Raw genomic sequence first — 23,778 nt, 5'->3', positions numbered from 1 at the left:
CAGGTACAATCCTCCTCAAAGGAAGTTGATCCTAGAGATTTACGATAATGAGTAAACTTTGACTAACCCTGTAAAAGATAACTTAGTGAGTATTTTGCATGATAATAAGCGTTATATTTTATGATAATTTAGCAATAAGAAACTCCGTGAATTAGGAAAGCTTATCTTCACGGAGTATTATTTGATAATGTGTAAAGATCAGAGGTTAACACTCTTACTTAAACTTAGCAAATCATCAGCAATATTATTAATTACGTTAAATGAAGACAATATTTCCTGCATTATTGATGATTGAACTGATGTATCCGATGCAATTGATTTTATTTGCTCAAGTGACTTAGATGTAACTGATTTTGTATTGGTGATAACTTCGGCAATTTCACGTCCATATATTGATGTTTGGTTGCTGCTCCTTGTAATCTCTTGAATTTCTTGATTTGAAGTTTCTTGTAGGTTTTTCAATTTTGTAAAAGATTCTCCTACATTTTTAACTAAATCAATTCCTGATTTAATAGTTGCAGAACTCTGGTCTATAGAGTTTACTGCCTTTGTAGTATCTTCTTGTATCTGACTTATGAGGTTTGAAATATCTTTAGCTGCGTTTGATGATTTTTCTGCAAGTTGCCTAATTTCGCCAGATACTACAGCAAAACCTTTACCATGTTCACCAGCTCTTGCGGATTCAATTGCTGCATTTAGCGCTAGGAGATTGGTTTGTTCTGTAATACCGGTAATAATCTCTATAATTCTACCAATTTCCTCTGAACTAAGGCTTAAACTATTTATGATAATTTTATTTTGCTTTGTAGACAATTCAATTTCTTCCATGTAGCTTATTGCTTGGTTAATTATCTTTTCGTTTTCTTCTGTTGCTGTAGATGTATCTTGAGATATTTCAAATAATTTCTGAGCTTTAGATGAGATGGATTCAAGAGCATCCGATATATTCGCAACAGTATTATTGGTATTTTCTATGTATCGTAAATTCTGTTCGCACCCGATAGAAGCATTGTCTGCATTATGATTAATATTCTCATTTGAAGCGGTAGCTTGTTCAATTGCCTGTAAAAGCTGCTTTACAGAAGTTGATAGTGTTTCAGAAGCATTCTTAGAATGACTCATAATATCTTTTAGTTGATTGATATATACTAGGGATTGTTCTTCTGAACTAGATAAACTATTAAGAATGTTTCTTGTTCTCTTAGCTATCCATATGAAGATCACAGAAAGAATGAAAATTTCAATGAACTGACCTGCTGTTATAGCAATATAATTGCCAATTGGATCATCATAATAAAAAGGATTTGATGTTATTCTAGGATAATTTGTAACAACAGTAATTACAACCTGTACACAAGAAGCCACTAGAGTAAGCTTTTTGTCAAAATAAATACAACTTACTGCAATAGGTAATATTAACGTCATATAAATACCTACCTGATAGTTTAGATTGAGTGCACCTACAGTCACCCCGGACATGACAATTACATAGTATTTTAAAAAGCTATTACTAACACCTAGCTTTCTTAGTAGAAAAGGAGAAACAGAACTTATTGTTCCAACTAGACAGTATACACTTAGCTTAACTAAATCAAAAGGGAAAAGACCTATCCATCCAAGGAAAATTAACGTAGGAAAAGCTATAGTTGTAAAAAGTAAAATATTAGTTGTAAATTTGTTTGCAACTTCATCACTTGTGATCATAAGGTTTTGTTTTATCATAGGCAGCCCCTCCTGAAGATAATAATTTTAAATATTTCGCAAAGTTATTAATGTTGTCTATTATACTACAATAAACGATATATTTCTACAAAGTTTGATATTATTAGCCATAATATTTACTAATTTTTGCTATTTTAAAGTAAAACTAAAGAAGCTTTATTAGCATTGAACAAAGCAATAAAATTGTTGTACTATAGATAGTAAGAAAGGCTTTTACAGCAAATTAAAAACAATATATCAGGCTCCAGATAAAGATCTGGGGCGCGAAAACATGGAAACTGTAAAGGAGAAATGGGACAATAAATATCCTAATGCCTTAGAAAGTCTGAACAGCCGGAGAAGCGTGTTTCCAAGTTATACAACCTTTCTAGACTCACTGTATCTCACTACGTTTGAGGCTCCAAAGTAATGGTCACTCCCCCTTGGAAACTGGAGAAAGATTTATGATTAACTTTCAATCATGTATGAGGGCAGGCTGGAATAGGATAATCTTCTTCATAGAAAATTGTCCTTTCAATAGGGCTTTATTGATATACCCTGGAAGTTTAATTATATTGTAAATAAGGTGGAACTTCCTCAATAGGAAAAGTTCCACCTTATTTACAAAAAAGTTTCACACATTTAGTTTAAGCAAGCATATATTATACATCATGTTCTAATATTACAATTTTCCATTCATCATTAAGCCTTTTAAAGCCTAAATGTTTATAGCTTGGAAGAATGTCTGCAGGCTTACCATGCTTATCAACATAAAATTCTCTCAAAAAAATATAAAAAATATCGTTTTCCACATCATAATTATATCCCTGTATAAGCATGTCTTTGTAAATATATTCAGAATCCCTACTATATAAACGTTCGCTTATATTTTCATTTTCATATTTATACACTGCCATTATTTCTCTTTCGTTGTCTTTTAATGTAAATTCATCAGATAGCAGCTTTGTCAAAACCTCTTTATTGCCGCTGACGCAGGCATCCACAAATTCCTTGGATAAAAAAGCCATTGATTGAAAGAGTTCATGTTCCCTCTCATGGGCTTCTGCTTGAGCTTCAAGCTCTTTTCTCAAATCTGAATTTTCATTTTCCAATTCTGTTATTCTATAACGCAGTTCATTTATTGTCAAAGCATTGGCTGCAATTTTACGATAGTTGGCATGAAGAATATATGTTATGGAACCAACAAATACAAGCAATACAAAAATCAGAATATATCCTGATTTACGCAATTCACCGATCACCTCTCTAATTATCAAGCATTAGAAATCAAAAATAAAAACAATATCAAATACAATCCATATATTAACATAATTGTATTGAAATATCAAGTTATGTAGAAGATTATATCTGCTCTTTTTACGGTCTAAAAAAAATCACTACCATAAACATAGAACTAAGTTCATGCATAGTGTATATGAATTAAATCTTGACATGATACCTGTCAAGACGGTAGTAAATATAGAAAATTCTATTATGATATCCATATTAATTCAGTCCTTAGTAAAGAAGCAAAAGAACATTATATTCTGGAATTTATCAATAATTTATAAGAAAAATAAATCACAAAAAAGCTTGGAATTAGCATACAAGCTGTTAATCCATCCAGCATAGAACATCAAATAATTAAAAGAAGTTATACATAAGAGACAAGGGCGAAATAATCAGATGATAAAATTATAGGATTTGCCTCTATTCATGGAATATAGGCAGTACTTACTATAGCTCTTATATTTTATATTCTCAGGAATCAGGATAAGAGAAACATAGTTCAGGAAAAAAGAGAGATTAAATATCAAATCATTATATTTAATTTATCAGAAAAGTTAAATTTAGTTGAAGAGAATAAAAAAGACGTATTAGAATAAAAGAATTTATTTTCAAAGATTAGTTTCCTGCCATATGTCTAAGTGTGCTTATTATTGAGAAAAGAAAAATTTTATTCAAATTATATTAAGAATGGTTTACATTATTCCGCAAAAGTTGTTTGTATATAGCGAGAAAGAAATAACCGGTTATGAAATCTCAAAGTAAAGTAAAATATAAAGGAGAGTTTGATTATGAGTTTAAGAAATAAAAAAATACTAATTGATCCGGGGCATGGGGGCAAAGATGGCGGTGCAGAGGGAATACTTGATGGTGAAAAGGTTTATGAGAAAGATCTTGCATTAATGTTTGCAGAATCAGTAGCATCTTATATTGAGAACTATACTGAAGCTACTGTTATTATGACCAGAGATTCTGATGTTGATATGGGAATTAATGAGCGTTGGAAAATTGGATTTGATAATAATGTGGATGCTGTCATAAGTATACATTGGAATTCGCATAACAAAAAAAGTTCAGGTACGGAAACAATATATGCAAAAACCAGATCACAGGATAAACATTTTGCTGAAGTAATTCAAAATAAGGTAGTAGAATATTTAGGAACAAATAATAGAGGTGTCAAGGATGATACCAAGACAAAAGTAGGGAGTTTAGGTATATTAAGGTACCCTTCCAATAAGAATTATCCTAGAGCCCTGGTAGAAGTAGAGTTCATTGATAATGAAAGTGCTATGGAAGCTCTAAACCGCCCTATATATGAAACCTCTTTAGATTTTGCAACAGCTATAAAAGAGGCCCTTGAAGAATACTTTGGATAAAGTTTTGAAAAAGGAATTCCAGCAAGTGTATGCCATTGTGAGAGTAGGCAGGCTTGAATATTTAATAATTGTGCATAGGAGCCTAGGACAGTAAATTATCAAATCTAAAATATTATTGCCAGACTTATATGTATATAGCTTTCATAATAAGTCTGGCAATGATATTATATAAACTGTATAACTAATCTTCTTGTCTAGCAAGAATATAAATTATATTTGGAACACTAGTATTTATAATAATACAAAACAGTATTTATAATAATACAAAACAGAATATAAAGAGGATACTGTGAAAAGGTTTATGTTGAACTTCCAATCATATATAATGGTAGGCTTGAATATGATAATATCCTTAATAAAAATCGCCCTTTTTATAGGGCTTCATTTACATGCCCAATAAATTTAATTATATTGTAAGTAAGGTGGAGCTTCCTCAATAGGAAAAGTTCCACCTCTAAATATTGTCATAGAAAGCTATTTACAGAAAAAGTTTCACACTCTCGTTAAAGCAAAAACCAAGCCTTTTTGATTGTACTTATTAAATCATATTCAAGATATTTAGGGCTTTCTTTATTTCCCCAAACCATATTTATTTAGCTTTTCTTCTTTTTCAACAATTCGTTTTAATCGTTCTATGCCAATATTGGATTTAGGTAAAGAAGTCTTATAATTTACAGGATACATGGCCATAGTTTTTATTTCATTTGTATAACAATCCTCTATCCATGTTTAAGTTTTTTATATATTCATCTCCTATTAAATTATCTTTCCACAAAGTTCTTATCTGAATATGAGGTGCATAAGCATATTTAACATGTAACCCCACTTCCATAGTATATGTAAGAAGTCTTTGTAATCGCAATCAAATATGAACACTCTGTCCAAATTATATTGCTTATTTGCAGCTTGATATATTTCCTCATACCCGGTGGCTCGAGTTAAAAATATGCCGTTTCTTTTGCTTTTCTAATATTTCATGCAAAAAAAAGCATATTTCATGCAAAGAACATTTTTTTAGATTAATTTTTGATACAATTTGTAGAAACTGCTATATAGAGGAGGTTAAAAAATGAAAAAAAGATTTATAAGTATTTTTTTGGCACTGTGCATAGCAATTAGTCTTTTTCCCAACATGGTAATAGCAACAAATGATAAACTCTTAGCGATCCCAAGCAAAACAAGTTTTATGATGAATGACAAACCCGTATCTGTGACACAAGCTTACAGTATAAATGGAAGCAATTATTTACAGCTACGTGCCATTGCGGAATTATTGAATGGTACTGCTGCACAGTTCAATGTGGGATGGGATGGTAAGTATGCGGTTATCCAAACAGGAAAGGCATACAATGGTACTGCTACCCCAACAGCCTTAAAAAACACAGACAATGTAAGGAAAAGCAACACGCCCTTCAAATTAGACGACACCGTTATCACATTTGATAATACCTATCTAATTGACGGCAATACCAACTATCTTCAACTGCGTGAATTTGCACAGAAACTCTCCGGTACAGCATCCCAATTCAACGTGTATTGGGATAGCGTTGCAAATCAGGCAGTTATTGTCCCGGGAATTAAATACACAGGTGTAGAACCTGATCCCTTAAGTGAGGACTTTTGGTCTGCATTATTCTCGGATTTCGAATCCTCTTTAAATGACTTAGAAGCGTCTTTGGATGACTTATTAAATGAATTAAATGCTGACATCAGTTTAGACTTTGATGATTTTTCGTCTACTTCAAAGAAGGAAAATACACCAACTGCAACACCAAAGCAAACAGAGACAAAAAAAACAACAGAGAAAACTAAGCAGACTGAAACTGCTAAGCAAACTGAGACAGCTAAGCAAACAGAAACAACAAAACAAAGCGAAACTGCTAAGCAAACTGAGACAGCTAAACAAACAGAAACAACTAAACCAAATGAAACTGCTAAGCAGACCAAACAAACAGAAATAACTGTACCAACTCTACCCAATAAAGTATACACTGCTTCTGACTCTAATGTGACGAATATGAGTCGTAATTCTTATGAATTGTTTGATGATGAAGGGAATAGCATTACTAGACACGCTTCTGGTGCCGAACTGGTTATTACTAAGAACATTAATACCATAGATGACTACGCCTTTTATAATAATAATCTAGGTAAATTTACTGTAGAAAAAATAACACTAGTTTTACCGCAGTTGATGGAGTACTGTTTAATAAAAACAAAACCAAACTCATTGCTTACCCATTATACAAGACAGATAAGACATATAAAATTCCTGATAGTGTAACTGAAATAGCACGCGGTGCTTTTGCATACAGTATTTATTTGGAAGAAATAGAATTCGGATCAAATCTTAAGACTATCGGTGTTGATGCTTTCCGTGGATGTCATTTTTCAGAGGTTGTAATACCGGAAGGCGTAACAACTATTAATGGTTGCGCGTTTAACGATATGAAAGAACTTCAAAAAATAACGATTCCTCGCAGTGTAAAAATGATAGTAGGTGATATTCTTAGTGGCTCAAATCCAGATGTTGTTATCTACGGTATAAATGGGCTCATAGGAGAATACATAGCATCGCAATATGGCTACAAATTCGTAGGTATAACCCCATCAGGAACAGACCTATCAGAAACAGACCCAATAGGACTTACAACCATCAAACTAGGGCAGACTGAGCTTGAAGCTGGGATTAGTAAGGATAGTCTGGTATATTATAAAACATCTAAAGGTAAATGGGGATTTTATGGTAGTCATGATTATAAAAATTTCCTTGCAGTGTATTACGAAAATAATAAAGCGAAATTCCTATACACCACGGATTTATCTACTTATATAGGTGATGGAACAGTTTACACAGATAAAAACGACAATAACAAGGAGTATGCAGCTTCAATCGGTACACTTCCGAGTTTTGATGTAGAAACCAACGAAACACTCATTTTTTATCTAACCAATGCCTTCAGAGCCGTGCATGGTTTACCTCCGTTCCTTTGGAATGAGAAGCTGGAAGCTGCTGCACGCTCCCACAGTGAAGATATGGAGTTAAGAGACTTCTTCAGTCATACTAACCCGGACGGCTTAGAACCATGGGATAGAATAACCGCCGCAGGATATAAATGGCAAGCATGTGCAGAAAACATCTACATGAATAGTGCAGGTGTTGACGCATTTCATGCTATGGATGGATGGATTAATTCATCGGGGCATCGTCAAAATTTGCTGACTACAGATTGTAACGAACTTGGTGTAGGTATATCAGGTGCTTACGCTACACAAAACTTTGGAAGTAAATAAAGCAGGATTTATTTCTCACTGTTTAAAAATATGAAACATGGCGGTGAGTTCCTAACTCTCCGCCACATTCATCCTAAAGTTGAAAAGCTTTAAGTATCTATCTTATCACTTCAAAAATACATACTTCGTACTTAGAAAGTGCAGATATGTTTACTACTGCCACAATACGGATTTCATTATATAGAAAAATTATAGTAAAATTTTTACACAGCCATATTTCCTTTAATGGAGTCAGAACATCTATCCGTAATATATTCTAATATCCTTATAATCTGCGTATAATCATCATCTATCTCTAAGGAATGTACTGCATTTTCCACCTGAATCAAAACAATATTACTATAGCTTGCCAACCCATTTCTAGCATCCTTTTTTACACAACTCCTAATAACCTCATGACATTCAACTGTTACTGCATCCATTATTTCAGGTTGATATATCGTTTTATAGTTAATTCTATATCCGTATTCTAAACTCATAACATCACAGCCAGCCAGTAAAGCTGCTTTCCTCGCATAGTGCAAGGTTGGTACATCTGTGGAATTATCTTCTCGTGGAATTATCTTCTCCTGGAAAAAGTATCACTACATTTTGCTTCCTTCGCTATGTGTCAGAAACATATTGTTAATTACTCTACCAAAACTTGAATTTAGAGCAATCTCACTTCTATTTACCATGCTATTAACCCCTCCCACAGGTATAATATTTTCAATCAATCATGAAAATGCATAATATATAAAAACTACATACTAATTTGCACTACACGCTAAACATTCAAAATGAAATTAAGAATCAGTGCTTTACTTCTAATAAAAACTATATTTTTCTGCATATAATTAGTCCATGATTACTTATCCCTAATATGCTTTTTTCCCTACAAGTTTTAAGCTGATAATCAATCCAAGTTTTATATTCATCTTCAGTCATATCATCTATTACTCTTCCCAATAAAGTACTTATTCCGTCTGTTGCTACATGTTCGATTATTTTTACATTAAATTCATCTAAAAATTCTTCCATTTCAATTGGACTAGAAAAATATGCATCTGTCCAAAAGCAATCTTCTTCTCCAGCTTTTATTACTCCATTATCAATTACTTTCTTTATTACACTATCACGTAATACATTCTTATTGTATTCTGCCAGAATATGAGGAATAATATAATGTTTATTAATGTAAGCTATAGCAAGTATTCCACCCTCTTTCAATACTCTCAAACATTCATTTATACATCTTTTTCTGTCATCAACTTCAATAAGATGATAAATAGGCCCAAAACACAATACTGTATCAAACTGATTATCTTCAAACATGGACAAATCTATTGCGTTGTTTACTTCAGCTTTTATATGAAACCCTTTATATTCATCATTCAATTTGTTATTAATAATTTGAATGTGTTTTGGTGTTAAATCTGTTGCAAGTACATTATGTCCTTTTCTAGCATAATAAAACGTATAAATTCCAGTACCTGCTGCTACATCCAATATGTAATCATCAGGATTCATGTAGCCATCTAATATCCTGGTAGAAACAATAAACTCAACTCTTCTTGCTTTATTAGTTGTAAGCCTGCTATCTTCGTCATATTTTTCATACCAGTTTACTACTGAATTCATAAAACTCCCCCTCTTAGATTAGATATTACTTTTATAGGTAGTGGACAAATATGCTATAGTGATATTATACATAACATAATCTAATATAAAAGTACTTACTTTTTTGTTAGATACTTACAAACAAGTTGATAAGAAAGGAAGATATTTTGGTTAATAAATATGATTGCCCTATTAGATATGCCCTTGACATAATCGGAGGGCGATGGAATATACTTATTCTATGGAATATTATAAGATTTGAAAATATAAGGTATGGTGAACTTAAAAAGCGTATACCTGAAGTAAGTCATAAGGTATTAAGTCAGCAACTAAAGGAATTAGAAAATAATGGCATTATCAATAGGATTGAATACTCACAGATACCACCAAAAGTTGAATATTCTTTAACTGAAAAGGGTAAAACCCTAATTCCTTTAGTTGAATTAATTAATTAATTAATGAATGAATGGGGAAGGAAAAATTCATTAGAATCAACTAATATATAATTGCAACTATAATTAATCTATAATGCAAAATAGAAAAATCTTTCTCTTCTTCTATCCCGTAGTATAGTAAGTTCTTTTTCATAGACTACGCCAAATCAAGTCTTATTATTGGCATGCACATATGAACACTCTGTCCTAAAGGTGCAATAAACAGTAGACTAAATCTACTGTTTATTAACATATATGTATGGTGAGCAGTATTGGGATCAAATCAGCGACCTCCACGATACCAACGTGACACTCTAACCAGTTGTATAATAACTCAATGTATAATATTTATATATTTATCACTCAAAAGTTAGTATCATTTCTATTCAATGTCCTTATTTATTACATAAAATAAGAAGAAAGTGAATACTTTATATTCATTAATCATTATGATTTTTACATATATTTATAGACTTTCTTCACAAGCTGATAATTCAAAATAGCATGATACAACGCCATCTTCTATGAAGTCCTCCATCTTTTTAAATCCAGAACCTTCCAAGGAACCTATTGACCTTTTATTATCTATATAAGTAAATGCGCATAATTTATTGATAGCATACCTTTCAAAAACAAGTTGACAAAATTGCTTTAATGCACGTTTGCCAATTCCCTTGCCCCAGTATGTTTTATCAAATATGACTATGCTTACAAATGCCCGTTTATCATCATTCTCATCTATTCCATAACACCATACGTCCCCTATATATACACCATCTATATAGATAACTTTTCCAAAGCTTCTTGCACCAGGCTTTAATGATTCTTCATATAATTTGATTGCATCGCTTAGTGTACCTCTGTTAAATGGAAACAGTCTCTCAATTTCTTCATCCTGAGATTTTTCCCAAAAGATTTTTACATGTTCAAGTGTGCGTGGTTTCAATAATAATTCTTCCAAAGCTATGCATCTCCCTTAATGATTTTATTAATCTTTAATCCGTCTTATTTTACAATTATGCAATAAGTTGCTGTACCTTATATCAATTATATTAATATATTCAATATAGCATTGAAAAGTCTTTTTCTTTATTAACTTGAAAACAGTCAATATTGTTACAGAGACCACATCAACACAAAATGTTTATTATCAAATACATATGAACACTCTGTCCAAAGGCATAAAAAAACAGTAGACCAAATCTACTGTTTGCTGCTAAATATACATGGTGGGCGGTATTGGGATCGAACCAACGACCTCCACGATGTCAACGTGGCACTCTAACCAGCTGAGCTAACCGCCCCTATGATTTCCGAGTTATATTATAACATTATGCTAACGTATTTTTCAATAGCTATATTTGCTTTATCATTTCCGGTATACCCACGTCAAATGCTGCTATAGTATCGTCAATATCAACCAATATTGCCTTATCAGCATTAGACTTAATAGTATCTTTACCTCCTTGGTCACCATTAATGTTCAGTAAATCCTCATTTAATCCAATACATTATGCTATCAACTTTTCCAATATTTATTTCATGATTCCAACAAAACATCTGCTTAATTGGGAGCCATTTCATTTTTAAGTATTTCAAACCAAATAACTCCAAAAAGAAAAAGCCCCTGCGGGCTTATTCTTCTGTTTTGCTTACGCTTTCATCACTGTTTTTATTTTCTGATTTATTGATGTTAATCTTGGTTATTAGTTCCGGTACCATATTTAATAATTTATCAAGGTTTTGCTTCTGTTTTAATTGCAATAAGCTGACTTCTCCATTTTTAATAACCAACACAGCATCAGGTGATATTTTTGCACCAACTCCTAGACCTCCACCGCCACCTTCAGATCCCTTGGCATCTGTACCCTGACCAGCACCTCCTGAGCATCCAAAAGAAACAGTTACTATAGGTATTAAAGTAACTTCTCCAACAGTTATAGGTTCTCCTATAACTGTCTCTGTTTTTAAGAAATTTTTTAGCTTTTCAAATGCAAGTTCCAAACTAGTATCGATAAGCAATTTATCCATAACTATTTCTCCTTTCCATCTTTCTATTAATATTTACATCTGATATTAACCAAAAGTTTCAACATTTTTAAGATTTTTTAGTTTTCTTCTTACATCTTTTTTCAGAACTAATTTAATAAATTCGATCACAATAGAACTTAGAATAATCTTACCTTCAATGTTCATATCCATAAATACTATTTCCTGGTCAAAGACAGGTTCTCCATGAAAGTCAGCCTTTGGCAATATTTCATTCAGATAATATAATAATCCTGAAAGACATCCCGTTATGCTGGGATCGTCAAATCCAAATACAAATTTACCATTAATAACCTTAGGCTTAATTATGGCCACAACTTTCTTGATATATGAAATTATCTCTTGCAAAAAACTCTTGTCTAGTAGTTCTTTTATATTAAGTTTGCTGTTTTTCTCATGCTTATCCTTATTCTTCTTTATATTAATAGATTTATCTTCTGTATCTTTCTTTGCATTTAAAGACTTTTCTCTATTAAAAATAATAATTTTTGCTACAAAGCCTGCCATATTATCATATGTACCTTTAATACCAAGAAGCTTACCCCAAAGCACTTTTATATTTATCACCACCCCTTGTTCATACTTAAGATTTATATAGTATCCAAAGGGCACTGATAACAACAGAACAATTAAAGCAATTAGTATAATTAACAATATGAGAAGAAATTTACCTATAAATATCAATACAGCCACATGCTCTCCTCCCCTATTTTGCATTTTTCCCTATTAATGAAATACTCTTCCTAACGTATCTATATTTCTCTCTAGCTTTTCTCCTTATAAATAGTATTCCAGGAACATATTTAAGAAATCTGGTGGAGTTTTCTATAATTATGTTATTCATTCTTACAGTATCGCTGATGATATCTTTTAATTTCATCTTCTCCTCACTTTGTGCATATATGTTATGCACTGTAAGCTCAGTTATAACCGAAAGCTTATCTCCATATTCAAAATCATCATTAAATAAAGATTTTATGGCCTGATCAACAGAATAAAGCTCCTCTAACTCATTCCTGCATTGTTGGCAAACCTTTAAGTGCTCTGCAAGAAAAATTAATTCCAGAGGTTCTATGGTATTATCAATTAAAGCCTGCAGCAGTGATTTGTCAAATTTGCATTCCATTTTTACACCCCCTGTCTCTGAACGAAAAATTGCTTAAGTGCTGAACGGGCTCTGTACAAATCTGTTTTCACTGTTCCCAGAGGCTCATTCATAACCATAGAAATTTCATTGTACGTCAGATCTTCGAAATATCTTAAGACAATTACCATTCTCTGCCTTGGCGGCAGCTTTTCTAATAACTGCTTCATGGTTTTTTTCAATTCTATCTTTTCTATTTCGTCTTCCAGGTTTTCATTTGACACAAGCATATCTGCCCACGCAGAGCTATTGTCGGTGACGGCATGTATAGATAATACATTGCTTGTTGCTCTTCTGAAATTCAAACATGTATTTACTGCTATCTTTCTAATCCATGGGTGAAATGGTTTGTTTATATCATATTTATCAATGAATCTAAACACCTTAATAAATATTTCTTGCACTAAATCCAAAGCGTCATGACTATTTCCCGCATAACTAAGGCATAATGTGAAAAGATATCTTTCATAGGTTTTGCATAACTTTGTAAAAGCTTTTTTATCTCTATTTCGGCAACCTACTAGCAAGTCCTTATCAACTTTCTCTACCACACCATCACCCCCATATAAAAATACAACCCAAATATAGAAAAAGTTTCAAATTGCACTACTTTTTTTTATATTATTTTAAAAGACCAATGGAGAAAATATAATCAAACTCAGTATAAAGGGGTGATTTGTTTGAAGATAAGAGATTTGATGACAACTGATGTTAGAGCTGTTCCCCCGGATGCTACCATAAAAGATGCAGCAAATATAATGAATACGGTAGATGTAGGTGCAGTTCCCGTAGTTGATAACAATAAATTGGTTGGTATTGTTACAGATAGAGATATAGTTGTGAGGTCTGTAGCCAAAGGACAAGATCCAAACCAAAAAATATGTGATGTTATGACAAAAGATATTAAAGCCATAAGCCCTGATACCGAAGTTCACGAAGCTGCAGATATAATGGCCAAGAGGCAGATACGAAGACTCCCTGTAGTTGATAATGGAAACCTTGTAGGTATAGTATCAATAGGGGACCTGGCAGTAGAAGGCAAATATGAAGATGAAGCCGGCGAAGCCCTTCATGACATATCAAAGGATACCCTTTCCTAATTTTTAGCCTCTGGTCTGAAACCAGAGGCTATTATTCAATATAGTTTATTATGAATATAAATTAATTGTCAGGTTAAAATGTATTTACAGAAAGCAAGGTGTTTATGTTGTTGATCGTTTTTATCAGGACAATAATATTATATTTCTTAATAGTAATAATAATGCGTCTTATGGGTAAAAGGCAAATAGGCCAACTGCAGCCTTCTGAATTGGTTGTTGCTCTAATTATAGCAGATTTGGCTGCAATACCCATGGGTAACACTGGTATACCCCTTCTCGCCGGTATAATACCCATATTGACATTGTTTGTTTGTGAAGCTATGCTTTCTTACATATCACTCAAAAGCCAATTGGCAAGAAGAATAATATCGGGTAAGCCCAGCATTGTTATAGAGAAGGGCAAAATACTTGAAAATGAACTTAGAAAGCAAAGATTCAATATAGATGATCTGATGGAACAGCTTAGATTGAAGGATGTTTTCGATATTCAGGATGTTGAGTATGCCATATTGGAAACTGGAGGCCAGATTAGCATATTATTAAAAACAGACAAAAAACCGGTGATAAGAGAAGATCTTAATATAAAGCATCAATATGAAGGATTGCCAATTTCTCTGATAATTGACGGTCGCATCAATTGCCACAACCTTTCCATTTCAGGGCATGATATGAACTGGCTAAATAAACAGCTTAGCATAAATGGTATAAAATCACCCCGGGATGTACTGTATGCATATATTTCTGAAGATAATAAGTTTGTATACATGTTGAGGGATAAAGCAAAAGGAGGGTATAGCAATTGAAGCCTCTTATATATACATGCCTAGTAACTGTGATAATCATCTTTCTCAGCTTATCTACAATAGAAATGCTTGAAAATGATTCAGATGTTCTTGAAAACTTAATATTAGAAATTGAGAATCACGTTCTTATGGATAGGTGGGAAGAAGCGGGCTTAAAAGAAAAGCAGCTTAAGGCTCAATGGGAAAAGTATGAAAAAAAATGGCCTATGTTTATAGACCATGCTGAAGTTGACAACATAAGTTACCACCTTTCTGAATTGGAAGTTTTTGTTGAAAACAAAGATAGAACATTGTCAGAAGCAAAATTGTCAGTATTGAAGCTTCTTGTTAAAAACATACCTCAGAAAGAATATGCTATTTTACAAAACATTTTGTAATCCTAAAACTTCACATAGAGCTTCCATATCATAAGGCAATTGCGCTGTTATTTCCATATTTCCTTGATTTACTGGATGCTGAAAAACTAGCTTTTCAGCATGAAGAGCTTGTCTTTTTATCAGATCTGCATTTCCTCCATATAGTCTGTCTCCATAAAGAGGATGACCTATATGGGACATGTGAACTCTTATTTGATGTGTTCGTCCTGTAATAAGATGGATACTCAATAAACTGGCTTTCTCATTCTTTTTTATTACCTCATATTCAGTTATAGCCTTCTGTCCCTCTTCATGTACTATCCTTTTAATAGTATCATATGCCTCTCTTTTTATAGGCAAATCAATTATACCTTTGTCTTCCTCAATACTCCCTTCAACAACAGCTATGTACTTTTTTCTTAAACGAAATCCTTCCATTGACATCAAATGTTGAATATGGGGATTCTTTGCAAACATCACCAACCCAGATGTATCTTTATCAAGCCTGTTTATGGGACGAATCTTAATGTTTTTGTCACTTTTTCTATAATGATAAACCAGAGCATTTGCCACTGTTCCTGTAAAGTGTCCTCTTGTAGGATGAACAGGCATGCCTGGCAGTTTATTAATGATTATCATGTAGTCATCTTCATATACAATATCCAGATCAATAGCTTCAGGTATTATGTTTTCAGATTCTTCATCCATGAGTATTATATCAAGCTTATCGCCATTTTTCAGTTTTTCTGTGACAAAAACAGGTTTATCATTTAGAAGTATAAATGTGCCTTTCTTCAACTTGACCAGAGTCCTGTGAGAAATAAATAAACGATGAGTTAAGTACTCCTTTATGCTTTTGCCACTATATTCTTCATCTATAATGTAACTATTATATTCTTTCAATATTATGCCTCCCCTTTAAGCATTTTCAACAGCAGAAGCATATCATTTGGTAGATCAGCTTTGATACTGATGGGCTTTTTATATATGGGGTGAAGAAAATTCAGCTCAGAAGCATGGAGTGCTTGCCGATCTATCATATCATTTTCTCCTCCATAAAGCCTATCTCCCAACAGTGGATTCCCAATACTGCTAAAATGAACTCTTATCTGATGTGTCTTGCCTGTAATTATTGATACTGATATCAAAGAAGATGATTCAAACTCTTCCAATACCTTATAGTCTGTAATAGCCAAACTGCCTTGGTCTGAAATATTTCTTCTGCCTTCTTGATCCGCTTCATTGCTAATTGGAAGGGATATTCTTCCTTCCTTCTTTTCAATATGTCCTGAAACAATAGCTATGTATTTCTTTTCCATTGTTTTTGCCGAATACCTGTCTAAAAGGCTATGGGCTTGAGAACTCTTGGCTATAAGTACAATTCCTGAGGTATTCATATCTATCCTATTAAAAAATCTTACAGGTTCTTCTATTCCTCTTTCATCAAAATAAAATCTTATTCCATTAGCTAAAGTTCCTTCCATATGTGTCTTTGTAGGATGAATTACCATATATGGCGGCTTATTGACTGCCAGTATATGTTCATCTTCGTACAAGACAGATATCTCCATCTTTTCTGGCAAAATATTGTCTCTTGATTTATCTTCTTCTATATACAATATGTCTCCATCCTTCAGTTTCATATCTCCATAAGCTTTTTTATTATTCACTGCTATACCATCTTTCAGAAGTTTTTTTGCCTTTCTGGAGGATAAATTCATATCTTCCTTTAGGTATGCTGACAATGTCTTTCTATTTGCTTTTAACTTCACAACATGTGTCTTCACTGATTCTACCTCTTTTTTCTCTTAGATTTAGATTGCTGAAAAACATCACATTTAATACTGCTATTATAGGCATCACATACGACAGAAACGCATAAGGCATAAAACTCACCACGTCTACACCCATAATAGCAGCAGGAGTCAAAGCTGCAACATTCCACGGAATTATGGAGCATGCCATGACTCCGGAGTCTGAAAGCAACCTGGCAAAAATCTTTCTATCAATGTTCTTATCTTTATATCTATTAAGCAATAATCCTGTAGGTATGATTATTGATATTACCTGATTACACATAAACAATGCAGAAATGATACTAAACCCTATTGTAAACAACATAAGTCCTCTTTGAGTTCTTATCCTCCTCAATATTGGCTCTAACAATGTTTCCACTATTCTTATACCTTCAAATATGCCATTGAGAGATGTTGCAAAAATTAGCACCAGAAGCATGTTTTTGAAAGATATGAGCCCTCCTCCTGCAAGTACCATGCTGTATTCTGAAGGCATATCAGGATGATATCCCATTATGGCTGCCTGAATAGCTTCTATTACGGATATTTTTTGATACAGAATGGAAAATACCGCACCTATGAACACCGAGATCCCCATTATGTATACAGAAGCAAGTTTAAATGCATAGAGAACAAATAGGATAATGGGCGGTATCAATAACCATGGAGTTATATTGACATATTGATTTAACAGAATCTTATAGTCTTCAAAGTATACAGAAGCATAACTCATATCTGTATATCTTAACCCTAAAAAATAATAAAAGATACAGGATAAGACAACCCCAACCAGCAATGTCCTCATGAAATACCTGAAATTCTCATGAGGATCCGTTTCTGTCATGGTAGCCACCAGATTGAATACGCTTGATATGGGTGCACTTCTATCTGCAAGAAAAGCAGCAGAAACCACTGTTCCAGCTACTACCGGCAACGGTATGTTCATGGCGCTTCCCAACCCTATTAACACGATTCCAACAGTACTCACCGTTCCTGAGGAAGTTCCCATAATCATCCCTATTATGGATGAAATTATGAAAGATGATACCAGAAAAAACTTCCTGTTTATCAAACCGAAACTGTAATACAACATGGCAGATATTATCCCGCCTGCTTTCCACAGCCCTATAAGCATAGCTATCATTGATAACATTATCAAAACCTTTGCACTTTTTTTGAAACCAGAATAGGCATATGAAATCAGTGCTTTAGCATCATAGCCATTGATAATGCCAACAATGAATGCTGCTGCCATACCAAAAATAAATCCATAATATAAAGGATTATTCAAAACAAATATATTAATTATTAAGGAAATACTCAATACGCTAATTACAACAACGCATTGAATATAAGGTATTCTTTTCATTATTTCCTCTTCTTCACTGATATTTTTATACAACATTCTTTAAACATGATTATAACCATTATGATCCTAAAAGCAGTATATAAATATAAACCTAATTATAATTTTATAGCATAATATGCATTCGTCACAACAAAAAAATGAAAGAGTTACTTTAGATATAAATGCAAGTTTAGATGCCTTTAAGTACAGCTATACAAATAGGCCTACAAAAGGTTACAACAACAAGATGATACACAACCAAGCCAGTCATTTTCTGAATCAATGGTTAGTAATTCATAAACAATACTTAAGATATTTATTTCACTATCACTCATCTTAGAAACATTGATATTACAACGATTCTTAATATGTGTTGTAGATACTTCCTGGTAAATATCGTCAATTATGACATAAGCGACAGTAATAAGGTCTTTTAAATCTCCAATTTTTTTATAAAATATTTTCTATCTGACCTCAGTATATATATGACCCCTATCATTTTTATGGTTATTGATGATAGGTTACATAATATGTTAAAGCTTTTCATTCGTAGATTTTGGGTAACTCAAAGCTGGCACAACGAGTTTAATTAGTATGTAGATTTCCTCATTAATAGATACTAACAATAGATTTCTGCCAAAAGTAGCTACTTGCTGTTATCAAAACAATAGCTTCTACTATTGCTCTCCCCATATAACCCAAATTAAATCCATCCCATAAAATATTAACTGGATAGTTATAAATCATTAAAACCGGAATCACTAACACTAGAATAAGGCCTAGCCATGATTTATAAATCCCCTCTGGATTTTTACCCAATTCCATAATGGACCAAAATATTTGAATCAAACCCTTAATTCTAACAAATCTCAGCGACATTTATGATAAAAAAGAACATGCAATGAATTAAGAATATAGAGGGAACTAATTGAAAAATGAACCATAATAAATTAGTAATAGGTATTGAATATCTTATAGTCACAAATATAATCATAACTATTCCCCATACAGAACCAAAAGAATGCCAAAATTCATATATCTCATAGATACATAAAACATAGTATTAATTGGTTCTAGAAGTATAAAATCTATATCATAATTTTGTATAATATTAGGAATTCGAATCAAGCTAAAAAAGAATAGTCCTCCAAAAAAAGAATCTACAATCCAAGTTGTGCCCTGCAATAACAGCATTTGTGCTTTGTTCCATCCACCAATACTCGGTGTAACCTTCATTAAAATTAAAATATTAACAAGCGATGTAATGCTATTTATAAACATTAAAGCTATTTGAGTTACAAAATGCGCCCTATACTGCATATCTTTAATAAAGTTAATCTAAAAAACAATTTGAAAATATATTAATATATCTCATATATTATCCCTTCACTTACATATTATACCCTGAATATTTCTTTCTTCCTTTTTCCCACAAATAAATAGCAAACATCCCTAAAATTAGCACCCAAAGCAATTGTAATAACAAACCATTTCTAATTACTAACGGTTCTTGATTATTCAATAAAATTTCAATAGGAAAATATAAAGTCAATTGAAATGGCAATAAAGTTATTATTTTAAAAAATGTATCCGAGAAAAATTCCAATGGAATTATTGCACCACTAAGTAGCAATGTTATATTTCTATAAAAATCTAGTATTGCTGTATTTTCCTCAAATCAAAAACTTAGTATTCCTAATATGAATCCAATTATAAATTGAATAATAAATGCTAATACATATAACAGCAGATACTTTAAATAAACCTCAACTTTTACTTTACTTATCAGGAAAAATAATATTATAGGTATGAATCTCCACAAGGGTGGAATAATCTTTTTTGAAATAAAAGACCAAAACTTCATTTTCACAAATGAAACAGGCTTTAATAGTTGAATATTTAATTTACCCTTTGAATGTCATCTCCCAATTCAGAGGATAAAGAACAACTTTCAGTCATTTGTTAAATAAAATAAGCTAAAATAGCTAACAATATCATTGTAGTCATAATTACCAATTGAATGCCCATTTCTATAAAAAAATATTGATTTCCATAATAAAAAATTAATTAAAATTGGCACACTTCCAAATAATATTTGACTTATAATATTTAGCCTATACATCCATTCTTCTTTCCAACTAGCAGCAATTATTGCCTTTAAAGCTCTCATTATCCACCTCTAGTCTAATAGCATATTAGATAATATATCTTCCAACTTGTCCTCTTCAACTGTAATTTGTGTCACACCTTCTTGACTTCCTAATATATCTTTTATATTTTTAAATTTCTCCAGGGGAACTTCTAATATTGTTTAAAACTCATCTTGTTTTATGATGAATTCTACAGGAATATCAAAATTAATATACTCATTATAATTAACTATAATTGTTTTCTTTTTTGATGCATACTGCTTCTTAAAATTATCTAACTTTTTATTATATATTAGTTTGCCGTAATTTAGGAACAAAATTTTCGGCCATAATCTCTCTATATCAGCAAAGTTATGACTTGTAATTATCATTGTGCTGTCATATTCCTTATTATATTGAATTAAAAATTTTCTTATATTATCTTGCGCTACAAAATCAAGATCTATCGTAGGCTCATCCAATAGAATTACTTCCGGTTTATGAAGCAAAACTGATATAATTTCAAGTTTCATACGTTCTCCTAATGAAACTTTCCTTAATTGCGTTTTAAGGAGATGATCAACTCACATTAACTTCGACAATTTATCTAGCTCTTCTTTAAACCATAAATCATCAATTTCATAAATTTCCTTTTCAATTTTTAATGCGTCAATAGCAGATAAATCTAAAGAAAGCTGTCCTCTATGCCCCATAATAAAACCAATCTTTTTTAAGAATTGTTTTTCTTTGTTCCATGGATTAGTGTTTAAAACCTATATTTCTCCTTTTGAAGGGTATATCAACCCAGCTAAACATTTAAGCAATGTTGTTTTTCCTGCACCATTTAGCCCTATTAATCCTATCATTTCTCCTTGTTCAACATTAAAAGATATATTATCTAATGCTAAAATATTTTTATATTCTCTTTTAAATAAACTTTTTAATGAGTTCTTTATACCTGAATCTTTTTGAAGTGTCTTATAACATTTTGTAAGAGATTCTACTTCTATTATTGGCATACATATCACCTCAGGTACAATACTAACAAAATCATAGTTTATTATTTATAGATGATCTTAGTAGGAAATACCAAAAGCTATTTATGTATTTTAATTACCCAAATTTCTTTATAACCGTTATAATCTCTACATCAAAAGAGACCTATGCTATAAAAACATGATATAACCATTCAGATTGCTGTGCTGGAAAAATCTACATGATATGCATTAACATATAATTAATTTAATAGCAATATTTGTAACATTTCACTAATTTATGAAGCATATTTGACTTTTTTCAAAAAGTAAATTCTGCTAAGCAGAATATCTGACATGGAAGCTACTTTTTCAATTAAAGTGTAAACGTTACTGCTGCTTTTACATTGCTCATCCTTATCATACATTATGTGCTGACCGACATAAGAAAACATGTCAAAGACTTTCCGAACCTCTCTATGTCTAAAACTGTTGTGAAATCAAAAGTATCCACACGCTTGAAAAGCGATTACCTCTTTGTACAAAATCAAGGTAACAATATTCTAAAACGAAGGGTTTCCATTGGATTAAATTAATCCAAGGAAACCCTTCATGCAATTCATTATATCAATTTAATTATTATCTTTGATAATTTATATTATGGGATTAACTGCTGTACAGCTTTTACTTCCATTTTGCATTTTTTTTGCTTTTAATAATGTCTCGTCAGAAGACAACCGCTCTTGTAGTCTTATTAGCTTTATAATGTTTTGGTATGCTTCCGGTTTTGAAAGTAATGCTTTATTATTATCCTCCATCATAACACCTCGCTTCATCTCTGACTTTGATAATAATAAATTGCTTTCAACCTTGATAAACACCTCCGAATTCTTAAGCTTCTAACTTATGCTTATATATAGATTATACAGCATTTTCTGCAAATTTTCACGGTGTTTAACCTTCCCAAAACATCAATTAAGACCGCAAAAGCCATTCTCATCTATTTAAACTTGATAGGATGCAAACTTTCCCTGAAGTCCTCGATTATATTCCAACTTCCTAAAGGGTTTGCCTATTGAAGAGATCCTTCAGTACGTTTCTACATATCTCAGGTATGGTGCTGTACCAAGTCATATTACTCAGATAATCAAGCTCATTAGAGGCATCCTCTACTTTTATCATATAGGCCAAAAGCAATTGATGATCCAAGCAGTATTTATTTTTGAAATAGTCATTTATCTTCTTGTCTCCATATTTCACATCTCCGATGATTGGATGGCCTATACCTGATAAATGGGCTCTTATTTGATGAAATCTTCCAGTTACCAATTCCACCAAAAGCAGAGAGTACTGTCCATTATCATCCATTTTTACATAATATGTTACTGATTCTCTTCCTCCATCTTCAATCAAAGCTTTCCTGCTTTTCTCATCTTTTTTCAAAAAGCCTGAAATTTCTCCTTTTGAATCGGTGCTTCCCTTTACCACACAAAGATATAGCTTTTTGATTCTTCTATCTCGTATCATTTCATTTACAAGCTTCAAACTCTTATAGTTTTTGGCAGCTATAACCAGACCGGCAGTATTCCTATCCAACCTATTACATAAAGATGGAGAAAAAGTTGGAGAAAGAGTGGGCCCTGAAGTTGATTGAATATGTAACTGAATCCTATGTATAAGAGTATCATTATCCTTTGAACTTTGAGGATGGCTCAAAAGCCCTGCAGGCTTATCCACAACTATTATATTCTCATCCTCATAAACCACATTGATGTTTCCAGGTTTATTTGCTATCTTTTTCACTGCTGCCTCTGGTTCAAATTCAAAATTTTTGAAACTAATTATGTCATCAACATCAAGCATGTAATTTTCTTTGGACTTTTTGCCGTTAACCTTTATGTTGCCTTTCCTTATACCTTTGTATATCTCACTTAAGCTGGAATCCTTCATCAATTTTCTTAGAAACCTATCCAATCTTTGTCCTGATTCGTTTTCTGTTATTCTAATTTCTCTCATCTAATCTCCGCCTTGATTTAACAATTTGCAGGTGAAAATACCGCATATAATAGTATTTCTTCCTCTCCTGTATTTATAAGCCCATGTTCTTCCCCTGGATGAGCAATGATACAGTCTCCCGCTTTTACATCTACCCTTTCTCCGTTCACCAGTGCTGAGCCTTGTCCTTTCATCAAGTAAAATACCTCCAGAACTTTATGGGTATGAGGTACAATCTCCCCTTCTTTCTCAATGCGAACTATATGAGTCGATATTCTATCATTGTCTTGGGAGGTAGCAAGATGCTTAAGATACACATCTCTATGCATAGGATTTTTAAGCCATTCGATTGATTCCTGATTTTTTATTATTGTACTCATATGTTTCCCT

At 32.3% G+C, this 23,778-nt stretch carries 26 protein-coding genes, 1 tRNA gene and 5 pseudogenes; 10 read left to right on the top strand and 22 right to left on the bottom strand.

Annotation, left to right across the window (positions count from 1 at the left end; all coding sequences use genetic code 11):
- Window positions 1-198: 198 nt before the first annotated feature.
- Window positions 199-1,722: a methyl-accepting chemotaxis protein gene (locus BUB48_RS03970; protein WP_073024801.1), complete on the bottom strand. Its 1,524-nt coding sequence runs from the start codon at window positions 1,720-1,722 to the stop codon at window positions 199-201.
- A 193-nt stretch (window positions 1,723-1,915) separates the two neighbouring features.
- On the opposite strand from BUB48_RS03970, the gene BUB48_RS19050 reads away from it, so the two are divergent.
- Window positions 1,916-2,131, top strand: coding sequence for a transposase (locus BUB48_RS19050; protein WP_139249911.1), 216 nt, complete (start codon window positions 1,916-1,918; stop codon window positions 2,129-2,131).
- A 232-nt stretch (window positions 2,132-2,363) separates the two neighbouring features.
- On the opposite strand, the gene BUB48_RS03960 is transcribed toward BUB48_RS19050, so the two are convergent.
- Window positions 2,364-2,951: a hypothetical protein gene (locus BUB48_RS03960; protein WP_073024799.1), complete on the bottom strand. Its 588-nt coding sequence runs from the start codon at window positions 2,949-2,951 to the stop codon at window positions 2,364-2,366.
- Window positions 2,952-3,440: 489 nt separating this feature from the next.
- Here BUB48_RS03960 and BUB48_RS19045 point away from each other — a divergent pair, with 489 nt between their 5' ends.
- The 5 genes and pseudogenes from BUB48_RS19045 to BUB48_RS03935 all read left to right on the top strand — a co-directional run bounded on the left by BUB48_RS19045 (window position 3,441) and on the right by BUB48_RS03935 (window position 7,661).
- Complete coding sequence (locus tag BUB48_RS19045; RefSeq protein ID WP_084524369.1) at window positions 3,441-3,587, top strand: BhlA/UviB family holin-like peptide; 147 nt, start codon at window positions 3,441-3,443, stop codon at window positions 3,585-3,587.
- A 192-nt stretch (window positions 3,588-3,779) separates the two neighbouring features.
- Complete coding sequence (locus BUB48_RS03945) at window positions 3,780-4,367, top strand: N-acetylmuramoyl-L-alanine amidase family protein (RefSeq protein WP_073024796.1); 588 nt, start codon at window positions 3,780-3,782, stop codon at window positions 4,365-4,367.
- 1,069 nt (window positions 4,368-5,436) lie between these two features.
- Window positions 5,437-6,651, top strand: a complete 1,215-nt coding sequence (locus BUB48_RS03940; RefSeq protein WP_073024784.1) for a hypothetical protein — start codon at window positions 5,437-5,439, stop codon at window positions 6,649-6,651.
- Window positions 6,570-6,827: pseudogene (locus BUB48_RS19040) on the top strand (leucine-rich repeat protein); the annotation flags it as partial. The gene BUB48_RS03940 and the pseudogene BUB48_RS19040, both read left to right, overlap by 82 nt.
- 30 nt (window positions 6,828-6,857) lie before the next feature.
- Window positions 6,858-7,661 carry a CAP domain-containing protein gene (locus BUB48_RS03935; protein ID WP_175548350.1) on the top strand — a complete coding sequence of 268 codons (804 nt, stop codon included), beginning with the start codon at window positions 6,858-6,860 and terminating at the stop codon, window positions 7,659-7,661.
- A gap of 203 nt (window positions 7,662-7,864) precedes the next feature.
- Here BUB48_RS03935 and BUB48_RS03930 read toward each other — a convergent pair whose 3' ends face one another.
- Both BUB48_RS03930 and BUB48_RS03925 read right to left on the bottom strand, forming a co-directional pair.
- Window positions 7,865-8,140, bottom strand: a complete 276-nt coding sequence (locus BUB48_RS03930) for a hypothetical protein (protein WP_139249903.1) — start codon at window positions 8,138-8,140, stop codon at window positions 7,865-7,867.
- A 337-nt stretch (window positions 8,141-8,477) separates the two neighbouring features.
- Window positions 8,478-9,281 carry a class I SAM-dependent methyltransferase gene (locus BUB48_RS03925; RefSeq protein WP_073024777.1) on the bottom strand — a complete coding sequence of 268 codons (804 nt, stop codon included), beginning with the start codon at window positions 9,279-9,281 and terminating at the stop codon, window positions 8,478-8,480.
- Between the two features lie 146 nt (window positions 9,282-9,427).
- Between BUB48_RS03925 and BUB48_RS03920 the strand changes: the two genes are divergently transcribed.
- Complete coding sequence (locus BUB48_RS03920; RefSeq protein WP_139249902.1) at window positions 9,428-9,715, top strand: winged helix-turn-helix transcriptional regulator; 288 nt, start codon at window positions 9,428-9,430, stop codon at window positions 9,713-9,715.
- Between the two features lie 445 nt (window positions 9,716-10,160).
- Here the strand turns inward: BUB48_RS03920 and BUB48_RS03915 are convergent, their stop codons facing one another.
- The 6 genes from BUB48_RS03915 to BUB48_RS03890 all read right to left on the bottom strand — a co-directional run bounded on the left by BUB48_RS03915 (window position 10,161) and on the right by BUB48_RS03890 (window position 13,438).
- A complete protein-coding gene (locus BUB48_RS03915; RefSeq protein ID WP_073024775.1) occupies window positions 10,161-10,655 on the bottom strand; it encodes a GNAT family N-acetyltransferase in 495 nt (164 codons plus the stop codon).
- A gap of 266 nt (window positions 10,656-10,921) precedes the next feature.
- Window positions 10,922-10,998: transfer RNA gene (locus BUB48_RS03910), tRNA-Val, on the bottom strand.
- Between the two features lie 331 nt (window positions 10,999-11,329).
- A complete protein-coding gene (locus BUB48_RS03905; protein WP_073024773.1) occupies window positions 11,330-11,725 on the bottom strand; it encodes a GerW family sporulation protein in 396 nt (131 codons plus the stop codon).
- A 45-nt stretch (window positions 11,726-11,770) separates the two neighbouring features.
- On the bottom strand, window positions 11,771-12,436 hold the full coding sequence (locus tag BUB48_RS03900; protein WP_073024771.1) for a hypothetical protein: 666 nt from the start codon (window positions 12,434-12,436) through the stop codon (window positions 11,771-11,773).
- A gap of 13 nt (window positions 12,437-12,449) precedes the next feature.
- Window positions 12,450-12,869, bottom strand: a complete 420-nt coding sequence (locus tag BUB48_RS03895) for an anti-sigma factor family protein (RefSeq protein ID WP_073024769.1) — start codon at window positions 12,867-12,869, stop codon at window positions 12,450-12,452.
- A gap of 2 nt (window positions 12,870-12,871) precedes the next feature.
- The gene (locus BUB48_RS03890; RefSeq protein WP_073024767.1) at window positions 12,872-13,438 is read right to left on the bottom strand and encodes an RNA polymerase sigma factor; all 567 of its coding nucleotides are present in this window, start codon (window positions 13,436-13,438) and stop codon (window positions 12,872-12,874) included.
- A 129-nt stretch (window positions 13,439-13,567) separates the two neighbouring features.
- Here BUB48_RS03890 and BUB48_RS03885 point away from each other — a divergent pair, with 129 nt between their 5' ends.
- The 3 genes from BUB48_RS03885 (at window position 13,568) to BUB48_RS03875 (ending at window position 15,167) form a co-directional block, all read left to right on the top strand.
- On the top strand, window positions 13,568-13,987 hold the full coding sequence (locus tag BUB48_RS03885) for a CBS domain-containing protein (RefSeq protein ID WP_073024765.1): 420 nt from the start codon (window positions 13,568-13,570) through the stop codon (window positions 13,985-13,987).
- Between the two features lie 107 nt (window positions 13,988-14,094).
- Complete coding sequence (locus BUB48_RS03880) at window positions 14,095-14,790, top strand: DUF421 domain-containing protein (RefSeq protein ID WP_073024763.1); 696 nt, start codon at window positions 14,095-14,097, stop codon at window positions 14,788-14,790.
- Complete coding sequence (locus BUB48_RS03875) at window positions 14,787-15,167, top strand: DUF4363 family protein (RefSeq protein ID WP_073024761.1); 381 nt, start codon at window positions 14,787-14,789, stop codon at window positions 15,165-15,167. Before BUB48_RS03880 ends, BUB48_RS03875 begins: the two co-directional genes overlap by 4 nt.
- Here the strand turns inward: BUB48_RS03875 and BUB48_RS03870 are convergent.
- From BUB48_RS03870 to BUB48_RS03825, 12 genes and pseudogenes are all read right to left on the bottom strand, one after another.
- Entirely contained in the window at window positions 15,150-16,049 is a 900-nt protein-coding gene (locus BUB48_RS03870) for an RluA family pseudouridine synthase (protein ID WP_175548349.1), read from the bottom strand. The genes BUB48_RS03875 and BUB48_RS03870 overlap by 18 nt on opposite strands.
- A gap of 2 nt (window positions 16,050-16,051) precedes the next feature.
- Window positions 16,052-16,933, bottom strand: a complete 882-nt coding sequence (locus BUB48_RS03865) for an RluA family pseudouridine synthase (RefSeq protein WP_073024757.1) — start codon at window positions 16,931-16,933, stop codon at window positions 16,052-16,054.
- Complete coding sequence (locus tag BUB48_RS03860; RefSeq protein WP_073024755.1) at window positions 16,899-18,311, bottom strand: Na+/H+ antiporter NhaC family protein; 1,413 nt, start codon at window positions 18,309-18,311, stop codon at window positions 16,899-16,901. The genes BUB48_RS03865 and BUB48_RS03860 overlap by 35 nt, the downstream gene beginning before the upstream one ends.
- A 236-nt stretch (window positions 18,312-18,547) precedes the next feature.
- Window positions 18,548-18,789: pseudogene (locus BUB48_RS18450) on the bottom strand (IS982 family transposase); the annotation flags it as partial.
- A gap of 110 nt (window positions 18,790-18,899) precedes the next feature.
- A pseudogene (locus BUB48_RS19035) lies at window positions 18,900-19,571 on the bottom strand (ABC-2 family transporter protein).
- A 109-nt stretch (window positions 19,572-19,680) separates the two neighbouring features.
- A pseudogene (locus tag BUB48_RS19030) lies at window positions 19,681-19,953 on the bottom strand (ABC-2 family transporter protein); the annotation flags it as partial.
- Window positions 19,954-20,241: 288 nt separating this feature from the next.
- Window positions 20,242-20,460: a hypothetical protein gene (locus BUB48_RS03840; RefSeq protein WP_073024747.1), complete on the bottom strand. Its 219-nt coding sequence runs from the start codon at window positions 20,458-20,460 to the stop codon at window positions 20,242-20,244.
- Window positions 20,461-20,601: 141 nt separating this feature from the next.
- A pseudogene (locus tag BUB48_RS17500) lies at window positions 20,602-20,982 on the bottom strand (hypothetical protein); the annotation flags it as partial.
- 210 nt (window positions 20,983-21,192) lie between these two features.
- The gene (locus tag BUB48_RS17495; RefSeq protein ID WP_084524347.1) at window positions 21,193-21,438 is read right to left on the bottom strand and encodes an ATP-binding cassette domain-containing protein; all 246 of its coding nucleotides are present in this window, start codon (window positions 21,436-21,438) and stop codon (window positions 21,193-21,195) included.
- Window positions 21,439-22,046: 608 nt separating this feature from the next.
- Window positions 22,047-22,214: a hypothetical protein gene (locus BUB48_RS17970; RefSeq protein ID WP_175548347.1), complete on the bottom strand. Its 168-nt coding sequence runs from the start codon at window positions 22,212-22,214 to the stop codon at window positions 22,047-22,049.
- Between the two features lie 238 nt (window positions 22,215-22,452).
- Entirely contained in the window at window positions 22,453-23,409 is a 957-nt protein-coding gene (locus BUB48_RS03830; RefSeq protein WP_073024745.1) for an RluA family pseudouridine synthase, read from the bottom strand.
- A 17-nt stretch (window positions 23,410-23,426) separates the two neighbouring features.
- The gene (locus tag BUB48_RS03825; RefSeq protein WP_073024743.1) at window positions 23,427-23,768 is read right to left on the bottom strand and encodes a cupin domain-containing protein; all 342 of its coding nucleotides are present in this window, start codon (window positions 23,766-23,768) and stop codon (window positions 23,427-23,429) included.
- Window positions 23,769-23,778 lie beyond the last annotated feature (10 nt).

Source organism: Lutispora thermophila DSM 19022, from assembly GCF_900142105.1.
Classification (GTDB): domain Bacteria; phylum Bacillota; class Clostridia; order Lutisporales; family Lutisporaceae; genus Lutispora; species Lutispora thermophila.
The sequence above is the reverse complement of the archived record's forward strand: the minus strand, read 5'-3'. Positions and strand labels throughout refer to the sequence as shown.